This window comes from Streptomyces sp. NPDC007095 (assembly GCF_040634475.1).
Lineage (GTDB): Bacteria > Actinomycetota > Actinomycetes > Streptomycetales > Streptomycetaceae > Streptomyces.
In genome coordinates this window covers 13,248-39,280 of record NZ_JBEYFS010000027.1, presented here as the reverse complement: position 1 = coordinate 39,280, position 26,033 = coordinate 13,248, and the positions used below count along the sequence as shown (strand labels likewise).

Here is a 26,033-nt window from a genome sequence, read left to right as displayed (position 1 = left end):
TCCGGCGATGACGTCGGCAACGGCCGGAGGAACCTCACCGGTTCCTCCGGCCCGAACGCGCAAGAGCGTGACCGGCACGCGCAGGACCGTGGCGGTGCTGTTCCTGCTGCCCTGTCTCGTGCTGCTCGGCGCGCTCGTGGTCTACCCGATCGGGTACTCGCTGATCCGCAGCTTCCTCAACCAGTCCGGCGACGGTTTCGCCGGGGTCGACAACTACAAGGCGCTGTTCACCGACGACGGCATCCGTACCGCCCTCAAGAACAACGTCATCTGGGTCGTGTTCGCGCCCACCGTCGCGACCGCGCTCGGTCTCGTCTTCGCGGTCCTCACCGAACGGGTCCGCTGGGGCACGGCGTTCAAGCTGGTCGTCTTCATGCCGATGGCGATCTCGATGCTCGCCGCGGGGATCATCTTCCGGCTGGTGTACGACCAGGACCCGAACAAGGGGGTCGCGAACGCGGTCTGGGTGGGGGTGCACGACACCTTCGCCGAGTCGTCGGCGTTCCCGAACGCCCACCCGGGACGGCAGTCGCCGCTCCGGCCGGAGAAGGGCGGGTTCCTCACCCAACAGGCCGTGCACGCCGGGCAGTCCGTCACCCTTCCGCTCGTCGGGGTCGCCCCGGACAAGATGCCGAGCGGCGCGAAGAATGCCGTACAGGCACCGTCCGAGCCCGGCAAGGTCACCGGCACCGCCTGGCAGGACTTCACCCGGGGCAAGGGCGTCGGCAGGCTCGGCCAGGTCGACCCGGGCGAACTCGGCTACGCGGGGATGAAGATCGAGGCGGTGAAGGACGGCAAGGTCGTCGATTCGGCGAAGGTGCGGGGGGACGGCACCTTCACGCTCTCCGACAATGCCGACGGGGCTCAGCTCCGGCTCCCGGCGAGCAACTTCCGCGAGCCGTACAACGGCGTCGACTGGCTCGGCCCGTCGCTCGTCACCCCGGCCGTGATCGGAGCGTACGTATGGATGTGGGCCGGCTTCGCCATGGTGCTCATCGCGGCGGGGCTCGCCGGCGTGCCGCGTGAACTCCTCGAAGCGGCGCGGGTGGACGGGGCCAACGAGTGGCAGGTGTTCCGAAGGGTCACCGTGCCACTGCTCGCGCCCGTCCTCGCCGTCGTCCTGGTCACGCTGATGATCAACGTGCTGAAGGTCTTCGACCTGGTCTTCATCATCCCGCCCGGCTCGTCCCAGGACGACGCGAACGTGCTGGCCCTGGAGCTGTACCGGAAGGGCTTCTCCGAGGACCAGCCGGGCATCGCCAGCGCGATCGCCGTGTTCCTGCTGCTGCTCGTGATCCCGGTGGTGTGGTTCAACGTGCGTCGTCTGCGACGGGAGGTACGGCGATGACCCCCCAGGTCGGCGGTCTGACGAAGACCGCGCCCCTCACCGGCGTCAAGGCCGGGCAGTCGCTCGGCTCCCGGCTCGCGAGCGGTGTCAGCGGCGGGATCGTCCGGGTCTTCCTCCTCCTCGTCGGCCTGTTCTGGCTGGTGCCGACGATCGGGCTGCTGCTGTCCTCGCTGCGCACACCGGAGGACATGAGCGCGTCCGGCTGGTGGAAGGTCTTCAGCGAGCCCTCCCAGCTCACCGTGGACAGTTACCAGAAGCTCCTGGAGAACGGCGACATCACCGGGTCGCTGGGGAACACGGTGCTGATCACCGTCCCGGCGACCGTCCTCGTCGTCGTCATCGGCGCGCTCGCGGGCTACGCCTTCGCCTGGATGGAGTTCCCGGGCCGCGACTGGTGGTTCCTGGCGGTGGTCGGTCTGCTGGTCGTCCCCGTGCAGGTGGCGCTGATCCCGATCGCCGAGCTCTTCGGCAAGATCGGCATCTTCGGCACGATCTTCGGGGTGATCCTCTTCCACGTGGGCTTCGGTCTGCCCTTCGCGGTGTTCCTGCTGCGGAACTTCTTCGCGGAGATCCCCCGGGAGCTGCTGGAGGCGGCCCGGCTCGACGGCGCGGGTGAACTGCGCCTGTTCCTGCAGGTCGTGATGCCGCTCGGCGGTCCCGCGATCGCCTCGCTCGGCATCTTCCAGTTCCTGTGGGTGTGGAACGACATGCTGGTCGCGCTGGTGTTCTCCAACTCGGGCAGCCAGCCGATCACGGTCGCACTCCAGACGCAGGTACGCCAGTTCGGCAACAACATCGACGTGCTGGCGCCCGGCGCCTTCATCTCGATGGTCATCCCGCTGGCCGTGTTCTTCGCGTTCCAACGTCAGTTCGTGTCCGGGGTGATGGCGGGCGCGGTGAAGTAGCCGGACAAATAACCACATCGGGGGCGAGCTGGACACCGGCTCGCCCCTCGGCGTTCACCCGGAATCCCCCGTATGCCACATCTGGCGTAACCAAGTCACTCCTTCGGCCGTTGCCGGGCAGTATGCCCGCGCCGACCCATGGATGTCCCTTGCCCAGGTTCAGTGTCATCGTCCCCGCGTACAAGGTTCAGGCGTACCTGCACGAATGCCTCGAATCCGTGCTGGAGCAGTCCTATCCGGACCTCGAACTGATCGCCGTCGACGACTGCTCGCCCGACGCCTGCGGCGCGATCATCGACGAGTTCGCCGCCCGTGACTCCCGGGTCCGCCCCGTCCGCCTGCCGGGGAACGTGGGCCTCGGCCGCGCCCGCAACGCGGGGCTCGAACACGCCACCGGCGACTACCTGGTCTTCCTCGACGGCGACGACACCCTCACCCCGGACTCCCTGCGCGCGATCGCCGACCGGCTGAAGGAGACCGCCGAACCGGACGTCCTCGTCTACGACTACGCGCGCACCTACTGGAACGGGGACGTCGTCCGCAACCACTTCGCAGAGCAGCTCAGCCAGCGAGGCCCCGCGCCCTTCCGGCTCGACGACCGGCCGGGGCTGCTCAGGGTCCTGATGGTGGTGTGGAACAAGGCGTACCGCAGGGAGTTCGTCGAGCGCGAGGGTCTGTCCTTCCCGCCCGGCTACTACGAGGACACCCCCTGGACCTACCCGGCGCTGATCTCCGCCGAGACGATCGCCACCCTCGACCGGGTCTGTGTGCACTACCGCCAGCGCCGGCAGGGCAACATCCTCGGCACCAGCAGCCGCAAGCACTTCGACATCTTCGAGCAGTACGACCGTGTCTTCGCGCATCTCGACGCGCACCCGGAGCTGGCACGCTGGCGTCCGGTCCTGTTCCGCCGCATGGTCGACCACCTCTCCACGGTCTTCACCAAGCGGGGGCGGCTGCCGCGCGGCAGCCGCGCCGAGTTCCTGCGCAAGGCCCGCAGCCACTACCGCCGTTACCGCGCCCCGGGCGCCCCCGTCCGCCCCCGCACCCGCCTGCGGCACGCCCTGGTCCGGCTCGGCAACCACCGCACGTACCGCCTGCTCGGCCTGGCCACGAGTACCCACAAGAAGGCCCTGCGCGGCGTCAAGGGACTGCTGCGCAAGGTCCGCGGCGGCGCCCTCCAGTTCCACTACCGCGTCCAGCTCCGCCTGCCGCTGCGCGCCGACCGCGCCGTCTTCTCCAGCTACTGGGGGCGCGGCCACGGCTGCAACCCGGGCGCCCTGGAGTCCGCGTTCCGCGAGCTCGCCCCGCACATCCGTACGGCGTGGATCGCGCACCCCGAGCACCACCACACGATCCCGGCCTCGACGCGCCGCCTGCGGCCCGGTACGACGGCGTACTGGACGGCGCTCGCCCGCTCCAAGTACCTCGTCAACAACGTCAACTTCGACCGCCGGCTGGTCAAGCGCCCCGGCCAGATCATGATCCAGACCCAGCACGGCACCCCGCTCAAGTACATGGGCCTCGACCTCCAGGACCGCCCGGCGGCAGCACGTGACACCGACTTCGCCGAGCTGCTGCGCAGCGCCGACAAGTGGGACTACTGCCTGTCGGGCAACCGCCACTCCACCCTGATCTGGGAGCGCGTCTTCCCCGCCGCGTACACGACGCTGGAGTACGGCCTCCCCCGCAACGACGTGTTCCAGCGGGCGACCTCGACGGACGTCACCCGGCTGCGCCAGTCCCTCGGCATTCCCGAGGGCACGGTCGCCGTCCTGTACGCGCCGACCTACCGCGACTACCGCCGCACCCAGCGCCTCGCCCTCGACCTGGAGCGCGTCCTGCGCCGGCTCGGCCCCCGGTTCGTCGTCCTGACCCGCGCCCACCACTCGTACGCCGCCGCGCTGAGCACCCGCTCCGGGGCCCGGCTCATCGACGTCTCCGACCACCCGAGCATCGAGAACCTCTGCCTGGCCTCGGACGCGCTGGTCACCGACTACTCCTCCCTGATGTTCGACTACGCGGTCCTGGACCGGCCGATCGTGATCCACGCGGACGACTGGGAGGCGTACCAGGCCTCCCGGGGCACCTATTTCGACCTGCGGGACTTCCCGCCGGGAGCGGTCGCGCGCAGCGAGGACGAGCTGATCGACATCTTCGCGACCGGCCACTGGCGCGGTTCCCGTTCGACCCAGCTGCGGACCGCGTTCCGCGAGCGGTTCTGCCCGTACGAGGACGGGCGCGCCGCCGAGCGGGTCGTACGCCATGTCGTGCTGGGCGAGAGCGCCGGGCTGCCGCGGGTGCTGCCGCCCGCGCAGCGCCACCCGGTCCCGTCAGCCGCCGCCCGCACCCGGACTCCCCTGGCCACCGTGCCCGCGCCCGCCACCCCCGTCACCGTCGCCGAGACCCTCTGAACCGGAGCAGGCATGCCCTCCAGCCCCTCCCGGCCCACACCGACGCGACCCGTCACCTGGCGCCCCGCCGGGCGGCCCGGGCGCCGACACCCACCGGCACCCCAGCAGTAGCCCAAGAAGCAGCCAGAGAAGTAAGCAGAGAAAGAGCAGAATGCCCCGCTTCAGCATCATCGTCCCCACTCATGGAGTCGCCGGGCGGCTGGCCCTCGCACTGGACTCGGTCCTCGACCAGTCCTTCGGAGACTTCGAGCTGATCCCGGTCTGCGACGGGCCGGACTCCCCGGCGGGCGAGGTCGCCGCCGGGTACGCCGCGCGGGACTCCCGGGTCGCCCCGGTCCACTCGCCCCCCGCGGACGGACTGAGCGGGGCGCGCAACACCGGGACCGGGGCGGCGGGCGGCACGTATCTGCTCTTCCTCGACGGCGACGACGTCCTGGTGCCGGGCGCGCTGGCCGCCCTGGACCACAGACTCCAGGAGGGGCCCGAGGAGGTGGACGTCCTCTACTTCGGGCACGAACGCATCCACTGGTGGGACGTCGAGACCAGCGCACCGTCGCTCCCGAAGACCCCGGAGGGGGTGTTCACCCCGGACCGGGCGCCGCGGCTGACCGGGGCGGGCCTTCCGGCGTGGAGCGCGGCCTACCGCCGGGCGTTCCTGCGGGAGCGGCGCCTCGCCTTCCCCCCGGGGCACTTCACGGATCTCGGCTGGGGCGGCCTGGTGACGGTCGCCGCCCGGCGGGTGGCGGTGCTGCGCCAGGTCGTCGTACGGCACCGGCTGCGGCGGCAGGGCAGCCGCTTGAACACGCCGGGCGAGCACCAGTTCCAGCTCCTCGACCAGGTCGACCTGGTGCTGAGGCGGGCGGCCGAGGAGGAGCTGTCCGTGGAGCGGTCGCGGGCGCTGTTCGGTGACCTCTTCGCGGCGGTGCTGAAGTCGGCCGCCCATCCGAAGCGGCTTCCGCTGCACCGGCGCCGGGCCTTCTTCCGGCGTGCGGGCCGCCTCTACCGGCGCCACCGGCCCGCCGGGTTCCGGCCGCCGCCGGGCCGGATCGGGGTGCAGTACCGGCTCCTGGCGGCCGGGGCGTACAGCGCGTTCCGCGCGCTGCGCGGCGTCAGCCGGCGGATGACGAGGACGGGGGTCCCCCCTGGTCGAGCGAAGTCGAGAGCTTGGGGGAAGCTGCCGCGCCCCCGCCGGCTGAGCGCCCGCGCACGGTACGCCGTGCAACTGCGCCTCCCCCTCGACGAGAACCTCGTCGTGTACTGCGCCTACTGGGGCCGCGGTTACGCCTGCAGCCCGGCCGCGATCCATGCCAAGGCCCTCGAACTCGCCCCGCATCTGCGCTCGGTGTTCCTGGTCGAGGCCGACGCGGTGGACCAGGTCCCGGACGGCCTGGAGTACGCGGTGATCGGCAGCCCGCGCGCCTGGGAGGTGCTGGCCCGTGCCAAGTACCTGGTCAACAACGCCAATTTCGCGGACGGGGTCGTCAAGCGGCCCGGCAGCGTGCACCTGCAGACCCAGCACGGCACGCCGCTGAAGACGATGGGCGTCGACCAGTCGACGTATCCGATCGTGGCCGCCGCGACCGGCAGCTTCGCCAAGCTGCTGGCCCGGATGGACCGCTGGGACTACAACCTCTCCTCCAACCGGCACTCCACCCAGATGTGGGAGCGGGCCTTCCCTGGCACGTACGAGGCCCTGGAGTACGGCTATCCGCGCAACGACGTCTACTACACGTCGACCGCCGAGGACGTGGCCCGCGTCCGCGCCCGGCTGGGCGTCCCCGAGGGCAGGACCGCCCTCCTCTACGCGCCCACACACCGCGACTACAGCACCGGCTTCGAGTCCCGGCTCGACCTGGAGGCCTTCTGCGAGGAGATCGGCGACGAGTTCGTCGTGCTCCTGCGCGCCCACTACTTCTACGACGAGGGCAGGGGCAGAAGCAGCGGCCGGATCATCGACGTGACCCGGCACCGGTCCTCGGAGGACGTCTGTCTGGCCGCCGACGCGCTGATCACGGACTACTCGTCGATCATGTTCGACTACGCCAACCTCGACCGCCCGATCGTCGTGTACGCGGACGACTGGGAGGTCTACCGGGAGACGCGGGGCGTCTACTTCGACCTGATGGAGGCACCGCCGGGCCCGGTGGTGCGCACCCCGGGGGAGCTCGCGGCGGCCTTCCGTGACCGCTCCTACGCGGACGACTCCTCGCGGGCCCTGCGGGCCGCGTTCCGTGAGCGCTTCTGCCAGTTCGACGACGGGCAGGCCGCCGAGCGGGTCGTCCGCAGGGTGCTGCTGGGCCTGCCGCCCGAGGCGATCCCCCCGGTGATCCCCCTCGCCGAGCGCCTTCCGGCCCCCGCCGCGTCCACCCTCGTAAGGAGCTGACGTGCCCCGCTTCAGCGTCATCGTCCCCGTCTTCAAGGTGCAGGGCTTTCTGCGCGAGTGCCTCGACTCGGTCCTGGACCAGTCGTACACCGACATCGAGGTGATCGCGGTCGACGACTGCTCGCCGGACGGCTGCGGCGCGATCCTCGACGAGTACGCGGCCCGCGAACCGCGCCTGCGGGTGCTGCACCTGCCGCAGAACGTGGGGCTCGGCCGCGCCCGCAACGCCGGAATGCCGTACGCGACGGGGGACTTCCTCTTCTTCCTCGACAGCGACGACACCCTCACGCCGGGCGCCCTGCGCGCCATGGCCGACCGCCTCGACGAGACGGCCGACCCCGATGTGCTGGTCTTCGACTACGCGCGCACCTACTGGTGGGGCGGTACGCGCCGCAACGTCCTCTCGCAGGTGCTGGCCGAGGGCGGCGACGGGTGCTTCACGGCCGCCGAACACCCGGAGATCCTCGACCTGTTGATGGTCGTGTGGAACAAGGTCTACCGCCGCGCGTTCGTCGAGCGGGAGGGCTTCACCTTCCCGCCCGGCTACTACGAGGACACCCCCTGGACCTTCCCGGTCCTGCTCAGCGCGGAGCGGATCGCCACCCTGGACCGGATCTGCCTGAACTACCGGCAGCGCCGCCAGGGCAACATCCTGTCCACCACCAGCCGCAAGCACTTCGACATCCACGACCAGTACGAGCGGGTCTTCGCCTTCGTCGACTCCCGCCCGCAGCTGTCGAGCTGGCGCCCCTTCCTGCACCGCAAGATGGGCGAGCACTGTCTGGACATCCTCGCCAAGCCGGACCGGCTGCCCGCGTCCGACAAGGGCGAGTTCTTCCGGCGTACGGCCGCCCTCTTCCGCAAGCACAAGGGCGGCGGTCCGGTGCCGCGCGAACTGCGCGTCCTTCAGGGCGGTTACGTGACCTACCTCGCCCGGCGCCAGTCCGGCCGGCTCGGCGAGGAACTCGGGCGGCGCGGGCTCCAGGTGCGCAGGGCGGCGGCCACCCGGGTCAAGAGCGGCTGGTCCGCGGCGTACGAGCACCGGCCGCTGGACCCGGACCTCGCGGTGTACTCGGCGTTCTCGCACCGCGGGGTGCTCGGCGACCCGGGCGCGATCTACCACGCGGCGCGCGTACTCGCCCCGCACGTCCGGGGGGTGTGGGTGGTGCGCGAGGACCAGGTGCCGCTGCTGCCGCCCGGCATCGAGTACGTCCTGCCGGACTCGCTCGGCTACCGCCGGGTCACCGCCCGCGCCACCTATCTGATCAACAACGTCAACTGGCCCGGCACCCTGGTCAAGCGCGCGGGCAGCGTCCATGTGCACACCCATCAGGGCACCCCGCTGAAGTACATGGGAGCCGACCTGCGCGACAAGCCCGTCGCCCGGCACGGCTTCGACGTGCCGCAGATGCTGCGCCGCGCCGACCGCTGGGACTACAGCCTCGTCGCCAACCGCCACTCCGAACTGGTCTGGGACCGCGCCTACCCCTGCCACTTCACCTCGCTGCGCACCGGCAGCCCCCGCAACGACGTCCTCGTACGGGCCCGGCCCGAGGACGGTGCGGCGGTCCGCGCCCGCCTCGGCATCCCGGCCGGCCATCGGGTGGTGCTGTACGCGCCCACGCGCCGCGACTACGTCCGCGGCGGGCTCGTCGACCGGATCGACCTCGCCCGGTTCGCCGACGACCTCGGCGAGGGCCACACCCTCCTCGTACGGCTGCACCCCTCGCTCACGGACGGCCCCTCGCGCGGGATGGGCCTGTCCGAGCTGCACCGGCGCGGGGTCGTGCTCGACGCGACCGACGAGCCGCACGTCGAGGACCTCATGCTCGCCTCCGACGTGCTGGTCACCGACTACTCGGCCCTGATGTTCGACTACGCCAACCTGGACCGGCCGATCGTGATCCACGCGGACGACTGGGGGGCGTACGCCGCGAGCCGGGGCGCGTATTTCGACATCACGGCCGACGCGCCGGGCCATGTGACCGGCTCCTACCGGGAGTTGGCGTGGATGTTCGCGTCCGGGTCCTGGCGGGACGAGGAGTCGGCGCGGCTGCGGGCCGGGTTCCGGGCGCGGTTCTGCGCGTTCGACGACGGACGGGCCGCCGAGCGGGTGGTACGGACGCTGATGCTCGGCGAGCGCGTCGAGCACCCGGTGCCGGTGGCAGTGGCAGTGGCGGTGGTGCCCGCGCAGGCGGGACACGACGTCCTCACGTCGTCGTGAGCGCCCTCATGACCGCCCTCGGCCCGTTCGTGAAGCCGCGACCGCCCCGGTTCTGGGTGGTCGTCCTGGCCGTCGTGTTCGCCCTGCTCCAGCTCGCGAACGTCACCGGCCGCGACACCCCCGACACCAAGAACTACCTCTCGTACGCCCTGAGTCTGCGCGGCGCGAGCAAACACGAGGCGGCCGCGGCCACCATCGACTACGCCTGCGCCGGCCGGGCGTCCGTCGCGCGCCGTGACCAGAGCGTCAACGTCGTCCACTTCCGCGAGCCGAGCCCGGCCGGGCAGGTCGTCGAGGAGTGCCGGCGCGATCAGTGGGGGTGGGTTTCGAAGCGGCTGAGCGCCGGGCAGACGGCGGGCCACACCGTGCCGTTCATGCCGCCGCGCTTCATACGGATCTTCGAGACGCGCCCCGGCTACCCGGTCTTCCTGGTCCCCTTCATCACCGTCCTCGGTGTGAAGTGGGGCCTGTGGACGTCGAGTGTCCTCATCACGGTCACCGGGGGCGTACTCGCCTTCCTGGTGCTGCGCACCCTGCGCGCCCCCGCCGTCGCGGCGCTGACCGGACAGGCCCTCTTCTACGTCCTGCCGTGCGGCACGACCGCCATGCGGCCCATGACCGAGGGCCTGATGCTGACCCTGACGCTGGCCGCGCTGTGGGGCTGCGCACTCGCTCTGGAGGGCCGGACGCGGGCCGCGACCGCGCTGGTCGGCGGGTCCCTGGCCGCGCTCTTCGCCGTCAAGCACTCGCAGGCCCTGTTCCTCGGGCTGTGTCTGGTGGGCGCCTGTGCGGTGCTCGGCATCCGGCGCGGAGGGGTCCGGCAACCGCTGCGCAGGCTCGCGCGACCGCTGCGGGAGGTGGGGGTGGTGGCGGCCTGCGGGGTGGCCGTCACCCTGCTCGCGGCGAAGGTGCTGGGCTACCCGTCCGAGTCGGAGTCCCTCCAGGACCTGCTCACGGCCCATTTCTCCCGGCCCGACCGCAGCCGCCCTTGGCCGGATTTCCTGGACCTGGAGGTCAACTTCTGGGTGGAGTGGCTGCGCCGCGAGCTCTGGGAGCCGTTCTTCCTGACGGCCCTGCTGGCCGGGGCCTGGGGCGCGCTGCGGCAGCGTCCGGCCTTCGGGGTGTTCCTGGTCGCGGGCGCGCTCACCGGCGTCCTCAACCAGGCCGCACACCCCGACATCAACATCTACGGCGACCGGCTGATCGTGCTGGCGTGGGTGCTGCCGGTGGTCGGACTTCCGCTGCTGCTGGAACAGGTCGTACGGCCGCGGGTGCGGGGTCTCGACACGGTGCCGGGCCCGCTTCGGGCGGACGCGGGGCCGAACACCGCAAGGGACGCCGGGATGGGCGCCGGGGTGGACGCCGGAGTCGCTCGATGAGGTGAAGTTCGGCAAAGCCGTTGGCTTCGGTGGGCATATACGACAAATGATCCGAACAGCTCAGAGCGAGGTCGACCTCCTGGTCCGGCGGACCGCCCGCGGCGCGACCGCGCTGCACGGCGCCCCCTCTCGCCCCTCGCCGTATCAGGTCTTCGGCGGACTGTTCTGGCTGGTGCTGTGCCTCGCCTCCTGGCGGGTGCCGATGTGCTGCGACTTCGGCCAGCACGCGGCGGTCGTCGAGCGCCTCAGGGCGAACCTCCTGCATCCGGCCCATCCGACGGCGGACCTGCCGGGCGAGGGCAGCCCCTTCTACTCGCCGTACACCGTGGCGCAGGGCGCCTTCGCCCGGCTGACGGGCCTCGCGGGCTGGGAGGTGGTCCGGCTCTCGGTGCCGCTGAACCTGCTGGTGCTGCTCACGGGGATCGGCCGCTTCGTCCGCGTCCTGGTGCCCCGCCGCCCCTGGGCCCCGGTGTGCGCGCTGCTCGCGATGGTGCTGCTGTGGGGTACCGAGCGGGCCTGGTCGAGCGGCTACCTCGGGCTGATGTCAATGACGGGGAACCTCGGCTATCCGTCGACGTTCGCCATCGGACTCACCTTCTGGGCCTGGGCGCTCACGGGCACGCTCGCGGGAGGGATCGGCGGCCCGGTCCGGTACGTCGGCCCGAGCGGGCTGCGGAGCCTTTCCGGGTACAAGGGGCTCGGCGTCCTCTACGGGCTGATCCTGCTCGTCCATCCGATCACCGCGTCGGCGGCGGCGCTCGGGGCGGTGGCGTTCGTGGCCGGCTGGCAGCGGGGGTGGCGGGCCGCCGTGGCGGGCCGGTGGGCGATCACGGGGGCGGCGGCGCTGCTGACCGCCCACCTCTGGCCGTACTTCGACGTCCTCACGCTGTTCGGGGACCACAGCATGGACGCGATGCAGCGGCGGCTGTACGAGGGGGTGCCCGGGCACTTCTGGCTGGCGCTGATCGGGGTACCGGCACTGTGGCTGCGCGCGCGGCGCTCCTGGCGGGACCCACTGGTGCTGATGTTCGCGCTGGACTGCCTGGCGGTGGCGTACGGCTGGGTCAGCGGGCACTACACCTACGGCAGGATCCTGGGACTCGCGCTCGTGGCACCGCAGTTCGCGCTCGCGATCGAACTGGCGGCGGCGCGGCCGTGGCCGGTGTGGCGGCGGGCGCTGGGCGTGGTGGCGGCCGTCGGCGCCTGCGTCGGTTTTCTCACGGTGCAGGCCGGTGCCGTCGTACCGCGTTCACTCGATCCGGTGAGTTTCGAGCAGCCGCCACGCTGGCCCTCGTACGACTGGGCGGCGCGGCACATCAAGCCAGGCGAGGTGGTGATCGCCGACGGGTACTACGCCGCCCGTCTGATCCCGGGCTACGGCCCGAACCTGGCCGCGCCCGTGTGGCCGGACGCGGGACTGGACGAACGGGAGCGGGTACGGCGGCTCACGGCCGTCCGGGGCTATCTCGACCCCGCGTCGACGCGCGCCGGGCGCTCCGCGGTGGTGCGGCGGTATCACGTGCGGTGGCTGTTGCTGACCCGGGAGCGTCGGGTGCCGGAGGAGGCGACGGTGGTGGCCTGGAGTTCTCAGACCGGCGAGGTGCTGGCCCGGGTGGGGGCGTGCGTCAAGAGGTGTCCGGAGACTGCGGGCAGTGGGAGCCGAACGCGCAGTTCCCCGCGCCCCTGAAGGGGCACGGGGCGCGTTTCACGACCTCACGGAACTCTCCCGAACTACTCGATGACGAGCTCGACCGGGATGTTGCCTCGGGTGGCGTTGGAGTAGGGGCAGACCTGGTGGGCCTGCTCGACCAGCTTGCGGCCGGTGGCCTCGTCCACGGAGTCGGGGAGCTCGACGCGGAGCGTGACGGCCAGGCCGAAGCCCTCGCCCTGCTTGCCGATGCCGACCTCACCGGTCACCGCGGCCTCGCTGACGTCGACCTTCGCGGCGCGGCCGACGAGGCCGAGGGCGCTGGCAAAACAGGCGGCGTAGCCGGCGGCGAACAGCTGCTCGGGGTTGGTGCCCTGGCCGCTGCCGCCCATCTCCACCGGGATGGCCAGCTGGAGGTCGAGCTTGCCGTCGGAGCTGACGGCGCGGCCCTCGCGGCCGTGGGTGGCGGTGGCGACAGCGGTGTAGAGCGCGTCCATGGAGACCATCCCTCTCAAGTCAAGGTCTTGCCGGGGCGGCCGGTCCGACCGCCTCACGGCCACAATTAGAGCACGCAATTCAATTGCGCACAACTTAATGGCGGGCAAGAGCTATCCTGGAGTCATGACCGCCATGCCGACCCCGAGCCCCCGGGCCCCGTCCGACGGGGACTACCTCCGCCTCGACCAGCAGATCTGCTTCTCCCTGAACGCCGCCTCGCGCGCCTTCGGGGGCGTCTACCGGGTGATCCTCAAGGACCTCGGGCTCACTTACCCCCAGTACCTGGTGATGCTGGTGCTGTGGGAGCACGGCGAGCTGCCCGTCAAGAAGGTCGGCGAACATCTGCGGCTCGACTCCGGGACGCTGTCCCCGCTGCTCAAGCGGCTGGAGACGGCCGGTCTGGTGCGGCGGGAGCGCAGCGCGGTGGACGAGCGCTCCGTGCACGTCCATCTCACGGACGAGGGCACCGCCCTGCGCGAGCGTGCGCTGCTCGTGCCGCGCCGGATCGCCGCGGCGACGGGCGCGGACCTCAAGGAGATCCGGGAACTGCAGGCGCGGCTCGACCGGCTCACGGCGGCGCTGGACGCGGCGGCACTCGACCCCACGACCCTGGACGCGGCCGGCGCGGACGTCTCCTAGGTCCTGTCGTCAAACTCCCGTCTGCCCCGCGACGGGAACTTGGCGACAGGACCTAGGGTCCGATCCGCCGGACGGGCCCTAGCGGCGACGTACGTACAGGCGAAGGGTGACGCCCCTGCGGACGATCTGCTCGCGCAGGGTGAATTCCCGCGCGAGTACGGCGCGTTTGGTGTCCTCGGTCGCGACCGAGGTGTCCGGATGCCAGTGCGGCCGGAACACGAACGGTTCGCAGATCAGCCACACCCGGTCGAGCCGGTCGAGCCGACTGCGCAGTTCGCGCGGGCCCACTTCCGTCCCGTACAGCGTCCCGGACACCATGGCGGACCTCTTCAGGGCGACATCGCGCACCCCGCGGAAGCCGGCCGGATAGGCCAGCGCCGAGCGACGCGTGAGCGACGGCAGGTACAACACCGGATCGCCGGGCCGCAGTTCACGACCGGCGGCGGCGGAGACGGCGGCCAGGTTGTCGGGACGGCGGGCGGGGTCGCGGTCCTCGCGGAGCAGGGGGAACTGGACGGCGAGGACGAGGGAGATGGCGAGGACACCGGCGAGGGCGACGAGGCGGGGAGCCGCGGCGCTCGGCAGCCGCGACACCCATCCGGTCAGCCGCTCCGCCCCCGCCGCCGCCAGCAGCGGCGCCCCCGCCAGCGCGTACAGCACATACCGCTCGTCGTACAGCGGCCGGAAGCGGGAGACCGCGATCAGGACCGTCGGCGGGACCAGCAGGAGCGGCAGGGCGACCGCCAGGAGGGTCACCTCGCCGCGTCGCGGGAACGGGCGCCACAGGGCGAGTGCGATCAGGAACAGGTAGGGCACGAACACCAGTTGGGCCTGACCGAGGAAGGCGTGGATCAGCTGGTCCACGCTCTTCCGGTTCGGCACCGCCAGCCATGCCACCTGCGCCGACTGCCGGTGGGAGACGAGCGCGAGCGGCGACAGGACGAGCAGCGTGGCCCCCGCCGCGACACCCCATCGCCACCACACCCGCCACGGCATCCGCGTCAGCGCCAGGGTCGTGCCGTGCGCGAGCAGGAGGAGTACGGCGAACTCGTGCAGCAGGCAGGTGACGGCGACGGTCACGCCGTACGCCCACCAGCCCCTGTCCCCGCGCAGGGCCCTCACGAGGAGCAGGGTCGCCGCCGTCGCCCCGGCCGCGACCAGGGCGTACGAGCGGCCCTCCTGGGCGAAGTGCCCGGCCAGGGGGGTGACCGCGTACAGCAGTCCCGCCCAGAGGCCGACGCGAGGGTTGCACAGGCGGACCCCGAGGGCGGCGACGAGACCCGCGGTCGCGGCGGCGCCGGCGACCGAGGGCAGGCGCAGGGCGACCTCGCTGGGGGCGGGGACGAGGACGAGATGCATGAAGAGGTAGTACAGACCGTGCACCGCGTCGACGTGGTGCAACAGATGCCAGATCTGCGGAACCGAGCGCCGCGCGACCTGGTAGGTGGCCGCCTCGTCGCGCCACATCCCCCCGCGGTCGAGCCTCCAGAGCCCGAGCGCGAGCATGACGACCACGGGCAGCACCACGGCGGCGACCCGCGCCACGGGCTCGGCCGAGACCTCCGGAGCCTCCTGGCGGCCGGCGCCGGACCGTTTCATTAACACCTTTACCCCCATGTCCAAATTCTTACTATTAACTAACCTTCGTTAACCCTTGATGGAGTATCAGCCCCATTGAGGCATCCGAGAGCCTACGATCCGGCCTTGATGAGCGCATACCTGAGCCTCCGAGGCCGATCCCGCCTGTTCCCCCTCGCCGCCGCCTGGGTGGCGACCCGCGCCCTGATGCTGTGGCTGCTCGCGCACGACGACCTCTCCGTGCTGGGCGGCGGCGGGGTCTCCCGCGAGGTGAGTCACCTCTACTTCCGCTGGTACAAGACCCTGTCGCACGGCGCCTATCCGGCGGGCGACCGGCTGTGGCAGTACCCGCCGGGCGCGGGCCCCGTACTGCTCTCGCCCGGACTGCTGCCGGGCCTGACGTACTTGCACGCCTTCGTGGCCCTGACGCTCGTCGCGGACGCCGTGATCGTGCTGGCCCTGGCGCGCGCGGGCAGCGGACCCGGCCGCAGCCTGCGCGGCGCGGCACTGTGGACGCTGGGCCTGCCGTTGCTGCTGCACATCCCGCTCGCCCGCTACGACGTACAGGTCACGGCGCTCGCCGTCGTCTCCCTGCTGGCGCTGAAGCGCTCCCCGCGCACGGGCGGCGCTTTCGCCGCGCTCGGCGCCCTGGTGAAGGTCTGGCCCGCGCTCGCCCTCATCGGCACGCCCCGGGGCCGTACGACCCGGGAGGCCTGGACGGCGGCGGCACTCACGGCGGTCACCCTGCTCACCGTCCTCGCGACGGCCTTCAGCGACCCCTTCGACTTCCTGCGCCAGCAGGGCGGCCGGGGCGTGCAGATCGAGTCGCTCGGCGGCACGGCGCTCGGCTTCGCACGCCATGCGGGCTGGCCGGGCAGCGTCCGCTACCAATACGGCGCGATGGAGTTCGTGGGCCCCTACGTCCAGACCGTCGCGACCCTCTCGCTCGCCCTGACGGCCGTCTCCTTCGCGCTCCTGCTGCTGTGGCGGGTGCGCGCACGGCACTGGACTGCGGCGACCCCGTACGACGCCGCGTTCGCCGCCGTGCTGATGTTCACGGTGACGAGCCGGGTGATCAGTCCCCAGTACATGGTGTGGCTGCTCGGTCTGGCCGCCGTGTGCCTGACATCGCGGCACACCACACAGCGCCCGGTGGCGGTGCTCGTCGTCGTGGCGACGGCAGTCAGCTCCGTGGCCTACCCTGCCCTGTACGGGGAGGTCATCGACAGCACATGGACGGGCTGTTTGCTCATGCTCATCCGCAACGGTCTGCTGGCGGCCGCGGCGGTGCTGTCCTTCACCCGGCTCTGGCACTCCGGACTTCCCGTGCTCGTGGTGGATCGGCCGAAAAATGACGCGCAGGAACGGAACTCCCACCCGATTCCTGTCGTCTTCCGGACCGGACACTAAGTACCTCTTAACGGAAAATTACTGTCACGCCCTACGATTTCGGCCCGTGGATCCTATGAAACCTCACCACTCGCAGGTCTGTGTCGTCGTCATCGGTTACAACGACGCCGACCACGTGACGGACGCGGTGCGTTCGGCACTCGCTCAGGGCCCGGCCGTCCGGGAGGTGCTCGCCGTCGACGACCGCTCGACCGACGGCAGCGCCGACCTCCTCGACCGCCTCGCCGCCGATGAGCCGCGCGTGAAGGTCATACGCCGCTCCGAGAACAGCGGCGGCTGCGGCAGCCCCCGCAACGACGGCATCGACGCGGCCACCGCCCCGTACGTGATGTTCCTGGACAGCGACGACGTGCTGCCGCCGGGCGCCGTGGACGCGCTGCTCGAAGCGGCGCGGGCACAGCGCACGGAGGTCGCGGCGGGTCTGTGCGTACGCCGCGAACTGCCCTCGGGCCGCGAGGTCCCCTGGGAGCGCGACCTGTACGCGAAGCCCGCGCTGATCCCCCACCCGTCACAGCGGCCCCGTCTGGTCCACGACACGCTGTGCGTCAACAAGCTGTACCGAACCGACTTCCTTCGTGAACACGCGATCCGCTTCCCCGAGGGCCGTCACCCCTACGAGGACTTCGTGTTCACCGCGCGCGTGCTGGCCGCCGGACCGCGCATCGCACTGATCCCCGACACGGTGTACGTGTGGCATGTGCGGCGCGGCGCCCAGCAGTTGTCGATCTCGCTGGACCGCGCGGACATCGAGAACTGGCGCTCCCGCACCGAGGCGCACCGCACGGCCTACGAGATCCTGCTCGGCGCCGGTGAGAAGCAGCTCGCCCGGGCCGCCAACGCCAAATTTCTCGACCACGAACTGCGTATGTACGCCCGCGAGTTGGAGCTGCGCGACGCCGGCTACCGGCGGGCCTGGTGGGAGCTCACGCGCACGTACCTGTCGACGTTCGACGCCGGCGACTTCACCGTCAACCCGACCGCCCCGGGCCGGCTGATCGCCCGTGTCGTGCTCGCCTCCGAAGAGCCCCGCGACCTGCCCCGCCTCAAGGAACTCGCCGCCCGCCCGGCCCGGTTGCGCCCGCCGTACGCCCGCGACGCCGACGGCACGCCCGTCTGGTCGGACGACCTCCCCCAGGTCACGCTGGACCACTACCTGGAACGCCCCGCGCACGTGCTGCCCGCCGCGGTCGACGCGGAACTGCGTCCCCAGGCGCGTGCGGCACGGCTGCGGCTGCGCCTGCACGACCTGTACGGACGGCTCGCGGAGGCCGGTCCGGCCTCGGCGGACGTGGAGTTCGTGCACCGGGACGAGGGGCGGATCGGGCTGAGCCTGCCGGTCGGGCTGGCGCAGGACGCGGACCGGGACACCTGGTCGGGCGAGCTGCCGGTGGACTTGTCAGCGCTGGGCTCGGGCACCTGGGACCTGCGGTTGCGGGTTCACTACCGTGACGGTTCGAGCCGGGACGTCACCGCGCACGCGGTCGGCGGCGGGGGCCTGCTGCGCCGCCGCGCGGTCCCGAACCTGCGCTACGGCGTCCTGCTGGTGCAGCCGTACCGCACCCACGCGGGGGCGCTGGCGCTGCGCCTGGCGCCCGGCTGGAGAGGAATGGCCGACGTGGTGCGCCGTCGGCTCAAGCGCCTGCTTCACTGATACGCGAGCGTCCCGGCGATCTCACCGGCGCTGCTCTCACATCTCACGGCACCGATCTCGCACCGATTCACACCGCTCTCACACTGATCTCACTCCCGAGGGGACGACCGTTCATGACCTGGCTGATCACCGGCGGCGCCGGCTACATCGGGGCGCACGTGGTGCGCGCGATGCGGGACGCGGGCGAGCAGGCCGTGGTCTACGACGACCTGTCCACGGGCATCGCCGAGCGGGTTCCCTCCGACGTGCCGCTGGTGGTCGGCTCGACGCTGGACGCCGAGCTGCTGGCCCGCACGATCGAGGAACACGCGATCACCGGCGTGGTCCACCTCGCGGCGAAGAAGCAGGTGGGTGAGTCCGTCGACCTCCCGCTGCACTACTACCGCGAGAACGTCGAGGGCCTGCGGGTTCTCCTGGAGGCGGTGACGGCGGCGTCCGTCGGCTCCTTCGTGTTCTCGTCCTCCGCCGCGGTCTACGGCATGCCGGACGTCAACCTGGTGACGGAGGAGACCCCCTGCGCACCCATGAGCCCGTACGGCGAGACGAAGCTGGCGGGCGAGTGGCTGGTCCGTGCTACGGGCCGCGCCACGGGCCTGTCCACGGCATCGCTGCGCTACTTCAACGTGGCGGGGGCGGCGACCCCCGAACTCGCCGACGTCGGTGTCTTCAACCTCGTCCCCATGGTCTTCGAGAAGCTCACGGAGGACGCGCCGCCGCGCATCTTCGGTGACGACTACCCGACGCCCGACGGGACGTGTGTACGGGACTACATCCACGTGGTGGACCTGGCGGAGGCCCACGTGGCCGCGGCCCGCGCCCTCGAGGCCTCGCCCGGGCGTGACCTGACCCTCAACATCGGTCGCGGAGAAGGCGTTTCGGTCCGCGAGATGATCGACCGGATCAACGCGATCACCGGCTACGACCGTCCCGCGGTGACCACACCGCGCCGCCCCGGCGACCCGGCGCGCGTCGTCGCCTCCGCCGACCGCATCGCGGTGGAACTGGACTGGAAGGCGAAGTACGACGTCCAGGACATGATCACGTCGGCATGGGCGGGGTGGGTACGGCTGCACCCCGGCGCGGCGCGCTCGTAGGACTCGTCACCCCAGGGCCCGGCGGTCCAGGCCCTGTCGGTCCAGGCCCTGTCGGTCCAGGTCTTGTCCGGCGGACAGGACCTAGACCGAGATGGTCTGCGGGGTCCGGCCCTGGCTCTGCTCGGATTCCAGCCGGGGAAAGGTGACGCCGGTCAGTTCCTCGGAGGCCGCCCACAGGCGGACCGCGGACACCGGGTCGCTGGCCGCGGCCGAGCGCCCGACCAGTGTCGGCGTGCCGCGCATCTCGCCCAGCCCGTCGGGTCCCACATAGCTGGCGCCGGGCAGGTCCTGCGTCGCGGCGTACAGCGTGGGCAGGGCGCCGGCCTTGTTGTCCTGGGCGATGAACCGGTTGCCCACCGCCATCAGCGTGCGCCGCAGCACGCTGGCGTCCCGGCCCTGGAGGCCGGTGGCGGCCCAGCCCGGGTGCGCGGCGAGGGCCCGTACGGACGACCCCGCGGCGGCCAGCCGGCTCTGGAGTTCCAGCGTGAACAGCAGGTTCGCGAGCTTGGACTGGCTGTAGGCGGCGACGGGCGAGTACTCGCCGGTCAGGTTCAGGTTCTCGAAGTGGATGCGGGGGGTGCCGGGCATCTTGTGTGCCCCCGAGGACACGGTGACCACCCGGTCGGTGAGGTGCGGCAGCAGCAGGTTCGTCAGGGCGAAGTGCCCCAGGTGGTTGGTCCCGAACTGCATCTCGAAGCCGTCCTTCGTGGTGGCCTCGGGGATGTTCATGACGCCCGCGTTGTTGATCAGCAGATCGAGGTCGCCCCGCCAGGACGCGGCGAACTCGCGCACGGACGCGAGGTCCGCGAGGTCCAGTCGGCGCACCTCGACGCTTCCGTTGACGGTGCGGGCGGCGGCCTCGCCGCGCCCCGGGTCCCGTACCGCGAGGACGACATGGGCGCCGGCCCGGGCGAGGGCGTCGACGGTGGCGATGCCGAGCCCGCTGTTGGCGCCGGTGACCACGGCCGTACGGCCGCGCTGGTCACCGATGCCGCCCGCGTTCCACTTGCTGTTCTGGTCAGCCGAGTGCTTGGTAGCCATACCCTGAATGTAGACGCCGACAACAATGATGTCAACGACAACAATGATGACGATGCCAACAAAGCTGGCAGCGCCAACAATGTAGCCGCCGGTCACATACCGGATAGACTGGCGGGCATGCAGACCCGCCCTCGCCGCTACCACCATGGAGACCTGCGCGCCGCACTGCTGACCCGCGCCGAGGAAACACTCGAAGAGAGGGGCCCCGGCGCCCTGTCCCTGCGCGAACTGGCCCGCGACCTGGGCGTCAGTCACGCGGCCCCGAGCCGGCACTTCAAGGACAAGCAGGCCCTGCTGGACGCGCTGGCCCTGGCCGGCTTCGAACGGCTCCTGGCCACCCTGACCGCGTCACAGGAGACCGCGGGCGAGTCCTTCGCCGACCGGCTCGGCGCCCTGGCCCGCACCTATGTGGGCTTCGCCACCGCCAACGCGGAACTCCTCGACCTCATGTTCGCCGTCAAGCACGACCCGGAGGCGTCCGAGGCCCTGGTCAAGGCCTCCCAGAGCATGGGGGGCCTGGCCGCGGAACTCATCACGGAGGCCCAGCGCAGGGGCGAGGTCCGCGAAGGACCCCTGGAGACCATCGCCATCCCGATCTTCAGCACCCTCAACGGCTTCGCGCGGCTCGCGGTCAGCGTCACCCTGCCCAGCGAAACCCTGGACAGGGACCTGGAGCACGTCATCGCCCACACCCTCCGCGGCTGCGCCCCGGACACCGCCACGCCACACTGACCCCATGCCCCGCCCTCAAGGGTCCGAGGGGTCCCCGATGAACACAGCGACGGTGCGGTGCGAACCTGTCTCGGGTCCGCGCTGCGGGCAAGCGACACCGCCGCCGTCACGGGTGGGCGGGTCGGAGCCCTCTACGGGATGGGCGGGATTCCGGTGCCCGGTGCGGTTCACGAGTCCCTGTTGAGGTAGGCCAGTACCGCGAGTACCCGGCGGTGGCCGCTGTCGCTCGGCGGCAGGCCCAGCTTCAGGAAGACGTTGCCGATGTGCTTGCTGACGGCGCGTTCCGTGACGACCAGCGTCTTCGCGATGGTCGTGTTGTCGCGGCCTTCGGCCATCAGCTTCAGGACCTCGCGCTCGCGGGGCGTGAGCGTGTCGAGCGGGTCGTCACGGCGGCGGGTGAGGAGCTCGGTGACCACCTCGGGGTCGAGAGCCGTACCGCCCGTCGCGACCCGGTCGAGCGCGTCGAGGAACTCGTCGACCCGGCCCACCCGGTCCTTGAGCAGATAGCCGACTCCGCTCGCACCACCGCCGAGCAGTTCGGCGGCGTACGACTCCTCGACGTACTGGGAGAGCACGAGCACCGGCAGGCCGGGGATCTCCTTGCGTGCCTCCAGGGCCGCGCGCAGGCCCTCGTCGCGGAAGCCCGGCGGCATCCGGACGTCGAGCACGGCGACGTCCGGCCGGTGCTTGAGGAGGGCGGGCAGCACCTCGGGGCCGCTGCCCGCGACGGCCACGACCTCGTGCCCGGCGGAGGTCAGCAGCAGCACCATCCCCTCCCGCAGGAGGGCGTTGTCCTCGGCGATCACCACACGCACGGCGGCCTCGTCTCCACTGTCCCGGTCACCACACGCACGGCAGCTCCACCTCGATCACGGTCGGCCCCCCGACGGGGCTGGTCATCAGCAGGGTCCCGTCGAGCGCGGCCACGCGTCGCTGCATACCGAGCAGCCCGGAGCCGCCCCCCTCGCCCCCGGAGCCGAAAGCCTGGGAGGTGCCCCCAGCACCCCCCTGCCCCTCGTCGGCGACCCGGACGCTCAGCCCGCCGCGCATGCGCACCAGCCGCACCTCGGCGCGCTCGGATCCGCTGTGCTTGGCCGCGTTCGTCAGCGACTCGGCGACCACGAAGTACGCCGCCGCCTCGACCGCCGCCGGGGCCCGGGACCCGCTCTGCGCCCCGTCCTCCAGACCGTCCACGACGACGGTGACGTCCAGCCCGCTGCTCGCGGCCAGCGCCCGTACGGCGCCGGCCAGTCCCCGGTCGGTGAGGATCGGCGGGTGGATGCCGCGGACGACGTGGCGCAGCTCGGTCAGCGCCTCCTCGGCCTGGCTCTGCGCGTCCTCGAGAAGTTTGAGCGCGGTCTCCGGGTCGCGTTCATAGGCCCGCTTGGCGATGCCGATGCGCATCGACAGGGAGACCAGCCGGGCCTGCGTGCCGTCGTGCAGGTCGCGCTCGATGCGGCGCAGTTCGGCGCCGTGCGCGGCGATCGCACCGGCCCGGGTCTCGGTCAGCTCCTCGATCCGGACGGCGAGCAGCGCCTCCGGGGAGGGCTTGAGCAGGGCGGTGGACCAGGCGGCGTCGAGGTCCGCGAGCCGGCCGATCAGCGGCAGGACGAGCGGGGAACGGCCGAGCAGCCCCTGCCGTACGCCGTCGACGGGCAGGCCCAGCAGCCACAGCGGGGCGGTGAGCAGTCCGAGGAAGCCGTAGACGTAGTGGGAGATCATCCAGAGGAGGTCGCCGAGCGTGCCGGGGCCGCGGACCGCCGTGCGCAGTCGTTGCCGCAGCGGGCCCTCGATGGGCTGGTAGGCCTCGGGGATCACCTTGCCCGTCCACTGGGCCACCAGGTTCCGCTTGGCCCCGGCGATCCGCCGGATCAGCAGCACCGTCTCGGGCAGCAGCCCGGCGCCGACCACCGCGAGCGTCAGCGTGGCCGTGATCAGCAGCACGGTGATGAAGAGGATCGTGCCGAAGGCCAGCGCGGCGGACATGACGAGGCCGGCCGTGGCCCGCGCCGCCTGCCGCACCGTCTCTCGCATGGGCACAGGCTAGGCGAACGGCAACCACCGTGGGCGAACAGGTGACCCTGGTGAGGTGTAGCCCAATACACCACGGGTTCGGGAGGGCGCTCCCTCGTGGCGGCGATCAGGCGACGGCAGAGTCGATCTCAACGGGAAACACCCCGTCGACCTCGGAAAACAGGCCGCCCCAGGCCCCGTTGGAAGGAAACATCCTCATGAAGGCGCTCCTGTCGTCGAAGCCGGTCCTCTGGTTCCTGTTCCTGTTCAACCTCGTCGTCGCCGCGGCCGCCCCGTTCGTCGTCGACGGCGCGCAGGGCGTCGCGACCGCGGCCGGCATGGGAGCCGTCTCCCTCGGAGCGGGCAGCGCCCTACTCAAGGGCCGCAAGCAGGGGCAGCACGCCGCCTGAGCCCGACCCCTTTCGGCGGGTGCCCGAGTCCGCCCGTCGGACGGGCGCCCTCACAGCGCCCGCAGCGCCGCCGCCGTAGCCCGGGCCAGGCTCGCCAGGTACCCCTTCGGCAGCTTGGTCCCGCGGACCACCACCGCCCGCCAGTACAGCGGGCCCGACATGAGGTCGAGCGCGAGTTCCTGGTCGATCCCCTCGCGCACCTCACCCCGCGCGGCCGCAGCCGCGACGATCCCGCTCGCCACTCCCTGCTGGCCTTCCCGCAGCGCCTTCTGCATGGCGTCCGCGATGTCGGGGTTGCGGGCCGCCTCCGCCTGGAGGTCCGGGATGATCTGGCCGGCCACGGGGTGGCGCAGCGCACGGGAGGTGACCTCGTACAGCAGGCGCAGGTCGCCCTCCAAGGAGCCCGTGTCGGGGGCGGGCAGTCCCTGGACCGCTATGGCGGAGACCAGGTCGAGCACCAGGTGCAGTTTCGAACGCCATCGCCGGTACACCGCCGTCTTGCCGACGCCCGCGCGGCGCGCGATGCCCTCGATGGACATGCGGGCGTAGCCGACGGCCGCGAGCTCCTCGAAGACGGCGGCCCGGATCGCCTCGGTCACGTCCTCGCGCAGCACGGCCGCCCCCGCCGGAGCCCTACGACGCGGGGCCTTCCCGGCAGCACTCCCCGCCTTCGCGGCGGCACTCGTGGTGTCGGCGTTCGTCGTCATGTCTTCCAGCATAGGGCGTTACGACGAAACGGTTGCGTTCCGACGTCGAGAAGCTCTAGTCTCGCGTTGCGACGATACGGTCCCGTCCCGACGTAAGAAGCTGGCAAAGCGGCAGTAAGAAACGTCAAGGACGGCCGTGCATCCCACCCCCCGAGCGAAAGCAGCGGATGTGAGCCAGGTCCTCCACACACCGCCGACGTCGGTTCCCCCCACCGACGATCCCGCGGCGCTCGCCGCCCGGTACGGCCTCACCGTCAGCGGCGCCCGCCCGACCCTGCCGGAATACGTCCGCCAGCTCTGGGCACGGCGTCACTTCATCACCGCCTTCGCCACCGCCAAGCTCACCGCCCAGTACAGCCAGGCGAAGCTCGGCCAGGTCTGGCAGGTGGCGAACCCGCTGCTGAACGCGGCGGTCTACTACTTCATCTTCGGTGTACTGCTCGGCACCAAGCACGGCGTGCCTGACTTCGTGCCGTTCCTGGTCACCGGCGTCTTCATCTGGACCTTCACGCAGAGCTCGATCATGGCGGGCACCCGGGCGATCTCCGGCAGCCTCGGCCTGGTCCGCGCCCTGCACTTCCCGCGGGCCGCGCTGCCGGTGTCGTACGCCATCCAGCAGCTCCAGCAGCTGCTGTTCTCGATGGCCGCGCTGGTCGTCATCCTGCTCTGCTTCGGCATTCCGGTGAGCGCGTCGTGGCTGCTCGTCGTACCCATCCTGACGCTGCAGTTCGTCTTCAACGCGGGCGTGGCGATGGTCATGGCACGCATGGGCGCCAAGACGCCGGACATCGCGCAGCTCATGCCGTTCGTGCTGCGCACCTGGATGTACGTCTCCGGTGTCATGTGGAGCATCGCCTCGACGCTCAAGCACAGCCACATGCCGCACTGGGCGATGGTCGCCCTGGAGAGCAACCCGGCCGCCGTCTACATCGACCTGACGCGCTACGCGCTGATCGACAGCTTCCACGCCCACCAGCTGCCGCACCACGTGTGGGCGCTGGCGATCGGCTGGGCGCTGCTCGCCGGAGTCGGCGGCTTCATCTACTTCTGGAAGGCCGAGGAGACGTACGGACGTGGCTGACATGGCTGACACCCTCACCCAGGACGCGCGGCCCCAGGGCGCGGCCGGTACCGCCGACGCGCTCATCCCCACCGTCGTCGCCGACCACGTGGACATCGTCTACCGGGTCAACGGCACCGGCGCGGGACGGGGCAGCGCCACCGCCGCGCTCAACCGCATGCTGCGGCGCAAGCAGGCCGAGAAGGCCGCGGGCGTACGCAAGGTGCACGCCGTCAAGGACGTGTCCTTCACCGCCTACCGCGGCGAGGCCATCGGGCTGATCGGCACCAACGGCTCGGGCAAGTCCACCCTGCTCAAGGCGGTCGCCGGCCTCCTCCCCGTGGAGAACGGCAAGATCTACACCGACGGCCAGCCCTCACTGCTCGGCGTCAACGCGGCCCTGATGAGCGACCTCACGGGTGAGCGGAACGTCTACCTCGGCGGGCTCGCCATGGGCATGTCCCGCGAGCAGGTCAGGGAGCGCTACCAGGAGATCGTCGACTTCTCCGGCATCAACGAGAAGGGCGACTTCATCACCCTCCCGATGCGGACGTACTCCTCCGGGATGGCGGCGCGGCTGCGGTTCTCCATCGCGGCGGCCAAGGACCACGACGTGCTGATGATCGACGAGGCCCTCGCCACGGGGGATCGCTCCTTCCAGAAGCGCTCCGAGGAGCGGATCCGGGAGCTGCGCAAACACGCGGGCACCGTGTTCCTGGTGAGCCACAACAACAAGTCGATCCGGGACACGTGCGACCGCGTGCTCTGGCTGGAGCGGGGAGAGCTTCGGCTGGACGGGCCCACGGAGGATGTGCTCGCGGAGTACGAGAAGTTCACCGGGAAGTAGGGGCGACTCGAGGGCGGGGAAGTAGGGACGACTCGGGGGGCGCGGGGAACTG

The 26,033-nt window shown here is 71.4% G+C and carries 21 protein-coding genes; 15 read left to right on the top strand and 6 right to left on the bottom strand.

Annotation, left to right across the window (positions count from 1 at the left end):
- Positions 1-7 precede the first annotated feature (7 nt).
- The 7 genes from ABZ656_RS12220 (at position 8) to ABZ656_RS12190 (ending at position 12,340) form a co-directional block, all read left to right on the top strand.
- Positions 8-1,348 (top strand): sugar ABC transporter permease, encoded by a 1,341-nt coding sequence (locus ABZ656_RS12220; RefSeq protein ID WP_360267137.1) that lies wholly within the window; start codon positions 8-10, stop codon positions 1,346-1,348.
- Entirely contained in the window at positions 1,345-2,253 is a 909-nt protein-coding gene (locus ABZ656_RS12215) for a carbohydrate ABC transporter permease (protein WP_101404870.1), read from the top strand. The genes ABZ656_RS12220 and ABZ656_RS12215 overlap by 4 nt, the downstream gene beginning before the upstream one ends.
- Before the next feature lie 149 nt (positions 2,254-2,402).
- Entirely contained in the window at positions 2,403-4,667 is a 2,265-nt protein-coding gene (locus ABZ656_RS12210) for a bifunctional glycosyltransferase family 2 protein/CDP-glycerol:glycerophosphate glycerophosphotransferase (RefSeq protein WP_101404869.1), read from the top strand.
- 151 nt (positions 4,668-4,818) lie between these two features.
- Complete coding sequence (locus ABZ656_RS12205; protein ID WP_360267133.1) at positions 4,819-7,050, top strand: CDP-glycerol glycerophosphotransferase family protein; 2,232 nt, start codon at positions 4,819-4,821, stop codon at positions 7,048-7,050.
- Between the two features lies 1 nt (position 7,051).
- A complete protein-coding gene (locus tag ABZ656_RS12200) occupies positions 7,052-9,274 on the top strand; it encodes a CDP-glycerol glycerophosphotransferase family protein (protein ID WP_360267130.1) in 2,223 nt (740 codons plus the stop codon).
- Between the two features lie 8 nt (positions 9,275-9,282).
- Complete coding sequence (locus ABZ656_RS12195) at positions 9,283-10,653, top strand: hypothetical protein (RefSeq protein ID WP_360267175.1); 1,371 nt, start codon at positions 9,283-9,285, stop codon at positions 10,651-10,653.
- A gap of 46 nt (positions 10,654-10,699) precedes the next feature.
- On the top strand, positions 10,700-12,340 hold the full coding sequence (locus ABZ656_RS12190; RefSeq protein WP_360267127.1) for a hypothetical protein: 1,641 nt from the start codon (positions 10,700-10,702) through the stop codon (positions 12,338-12,340).
- A gap of 44 nt (positions 12,341-12,384) precedes the next feature.
- Here the strand turns inward: ABZ656_RS12190 and ABZ656_RS12185 are convergent, their stop codons facing one another.
- Complete coding sequence (locus ABZ656_RS12185) at positions 12,385-12,798, bottom strand: organic hydroperoxide resistance protein (RefSeq protein WP_054229732.1); 414 nt, start codon at positions 12,796-12,798, stop codon at positions 12,385-12,387.
- A gap of 124 nt (positions 12,799-12,922) precedes the next feature.
- On the opposite strand from ABZ656_RS12185, the gene ABZ656_RS12180 reads away from it, so the two are divergent.
- Positions 12,923-13,438 (top strand): MarR family transcriptional regulator, encoded by a 516-nt coding sequence (locus ABZ656_RS12180; RefSeq protein WP_101408078.1) that lies wholly within the window; start codon positions 12,923-12,925, stop codon positions 13,436-13,438.
- Between the two features lie 78 nt (positions 13,439-13,516).
- Here ABZ656_RS12180 and ABZ656_RS12175 read toward each other — a convergent pair whose 3' ends face one another.
- Positions 13,517-15,037, bottom strand: coding sequence for a glycosyltransferase family 39 protein (locus ABZ656_RS12175; RefSeq protein ID WP_360267123.1), 1,521 nt, complete (start codon positions 15,035-15,037; stop codon positions 13,517-13,519).
- A gap of 108 nt (positions 15,038-15,145) precedes the next feature.
- On the opposite strand from ABZ656_RS12175, the gene ABZ656_RS12170 reads away from it, so the two are divergent.
- The 3 genes from ABZ656_RS12170 to galE all read left to right on the top strand — a co-directional run bounded on the left by ABZ656_RS12170 (position 15,146) and on the right by galE (position 19,171).
- A complete protein-coding gene (locus ABZ656_RS12170) occupies positions 15,146-16,426 on the top strand; it encodes a glycosyltransferase family 87 protein (RefSeq protein WP_180362492.1) in 1,281 nt (426 codons plus the stop codon).
- Between the two features lie 55 nt (positions 16,427-16,481).
- A complete protein-coding gene (locus ABZ656_RS12165) occupies positions 16,482-18,077 on the top strand; it encodes a glycosyltransferase family 2 protein (RefSeq protein WP_360267173.1) in 1,596 nt (531 codons plus the stop codon).
- Between the two features lie 113 nt (positions 18,078-18,190).
- Positions 18,191-19,171, top strand: coding sequence for a UDP-glucose 4-epimerase GalE (galE, locus tag ABZ656_RS12160; RefSeq protein ID WP_101404865.1), 981 nt, complete (start codon positions 18,191-18,193; stop codon positions 19,169-19,171).
- Positions 19,172-19,252: 81 nt separating this feature from the next.
- Here the strand turns inward: galE and ABZ656_RS12155 are convergent, their stop codons facing one another.
- On the bottom strand, positions 19,253-20,212 hold the full coding sequence (locus tag ABZ656_RS12155) for an oxidoreductase (RefSeq protein WP_101404863.1): 960 nt from the start codon (positions 20,210-20,212) through the stop codon (positions 19,253-19,255).
- Positions 20,213-20,329: 117 nt separating this feature from the next.
- On the opposite strand from ABZ656_RS12155, the gene ABZ656_RS12150 reads away from it, so the two are divergent.
- Complete coding sequence (locus ABZ656_RS12150) at positions 20,330-20,944, top strand: TetR/AcrR family transcriptional regulator (protein ID WP_101404862.1); 615 nt, start codon at positions 20,330-20,332, stop codon at positions 20,942-20,944.
- 167 nt (positions 20,945-21,111) lie between these two features.
- Here ABZ656_RS12150 and ABZ656_RS12145 read toward each other — a convergent pair whose 3' ends face one another.
- Together ABZ656_RS12145 and ABZ656_RS12140 are read right to left on the bottom strand one after the other, a co-directional pair.
- Positions 21,112-21,759 carry a response regulator transcription factor gene (locus tag ABZ656_RS12145; RefSeq protein WP_101404861.1) on the bottom strand — a complete coding sequence of 216 codons (648 nt, stop codon included), beginning with the start codon at positions 21,757-21,759 and terminating at the stop codon, positions 21,112-21,114.
- A gap of 25 nt (positions 21,760-21,784) precedes the next feature.
- Positions 21,785-22,978: a histidine kinase gene (locus ABZ656_RS12140; protein ID WP_101404860.1), complete on the bottom strand. Its 1,194-nt coding sequence runs from the start codon at positions 22,976-22,978 to the stop codon at positions 21,785-21,787.
- A gap of 197 nt (positions 22,979-23,175) precedes the next feature.
- On the opposite strand from ABZ656_RS12140, the gene ABZ656_RS12135 reads away from it, so the two are divergent.
- Positions 23,176-23,367, top strand: a complete 192-nt coding sequence (locus ABZ656_RS12135; RefSeq protein WP_101404859.1) for a hypothetical protein — start codon at positions 23,176-23,178, stop codon at positions 23,365-23,367.
- 50 nt (positions 23,368-23,417) lie between these two features.
- On the opposite strand, the gene ABZ656_RS12130 is transcribed toward ABZ656_RS12135, so the two are convergent.
- Positions 23,418-24,086 (bottom strand): TetR/AcrR family transcriptional regulator, encoded by a 669-nt coding sequence (locus tag ABZ656_RS12130; RefSeq protein WP_101404858.1) that lies wholly within the window; start codon positions 24,084-24,086, stop codon positions 23,418-23,420.
- A gap of 157 nt (positions 24,087-24,243) precedes the next feature.
- Between ABZ656_RS12130 and ABZ656_RS12125 the strand changes: the two genes are divergently transcribed.
- Both ABZ656_RS12125 and ABZ656_RS12120 read left to right on the top strand, forming a co-directional pair.
- A complete protein-coding gene (locus tag ABZ656_RS12125; RefSeq protein ID WP_075029020.1) occupies positions 24,244-25,155 on the top strand; it encodes an ABC transporter permease in 912 nt (303 codons plus the stop codon).
- A gap of 1 nt (position 25,156) precedes the next feature.
- Complete coding sequence (locus tag ABZ656_RS12120) at positions 25,157-25,981, top strand: ABC transporter ATP-binding protein (RefSeq protein WP_360267171.1); 825 nt, start codon at positions 25,157-25,159, stop codon at positions 25,979-25,981.
- The last annotated feature ends 52 nt before the right edge of the window (positions 25,982-26,033 follow it).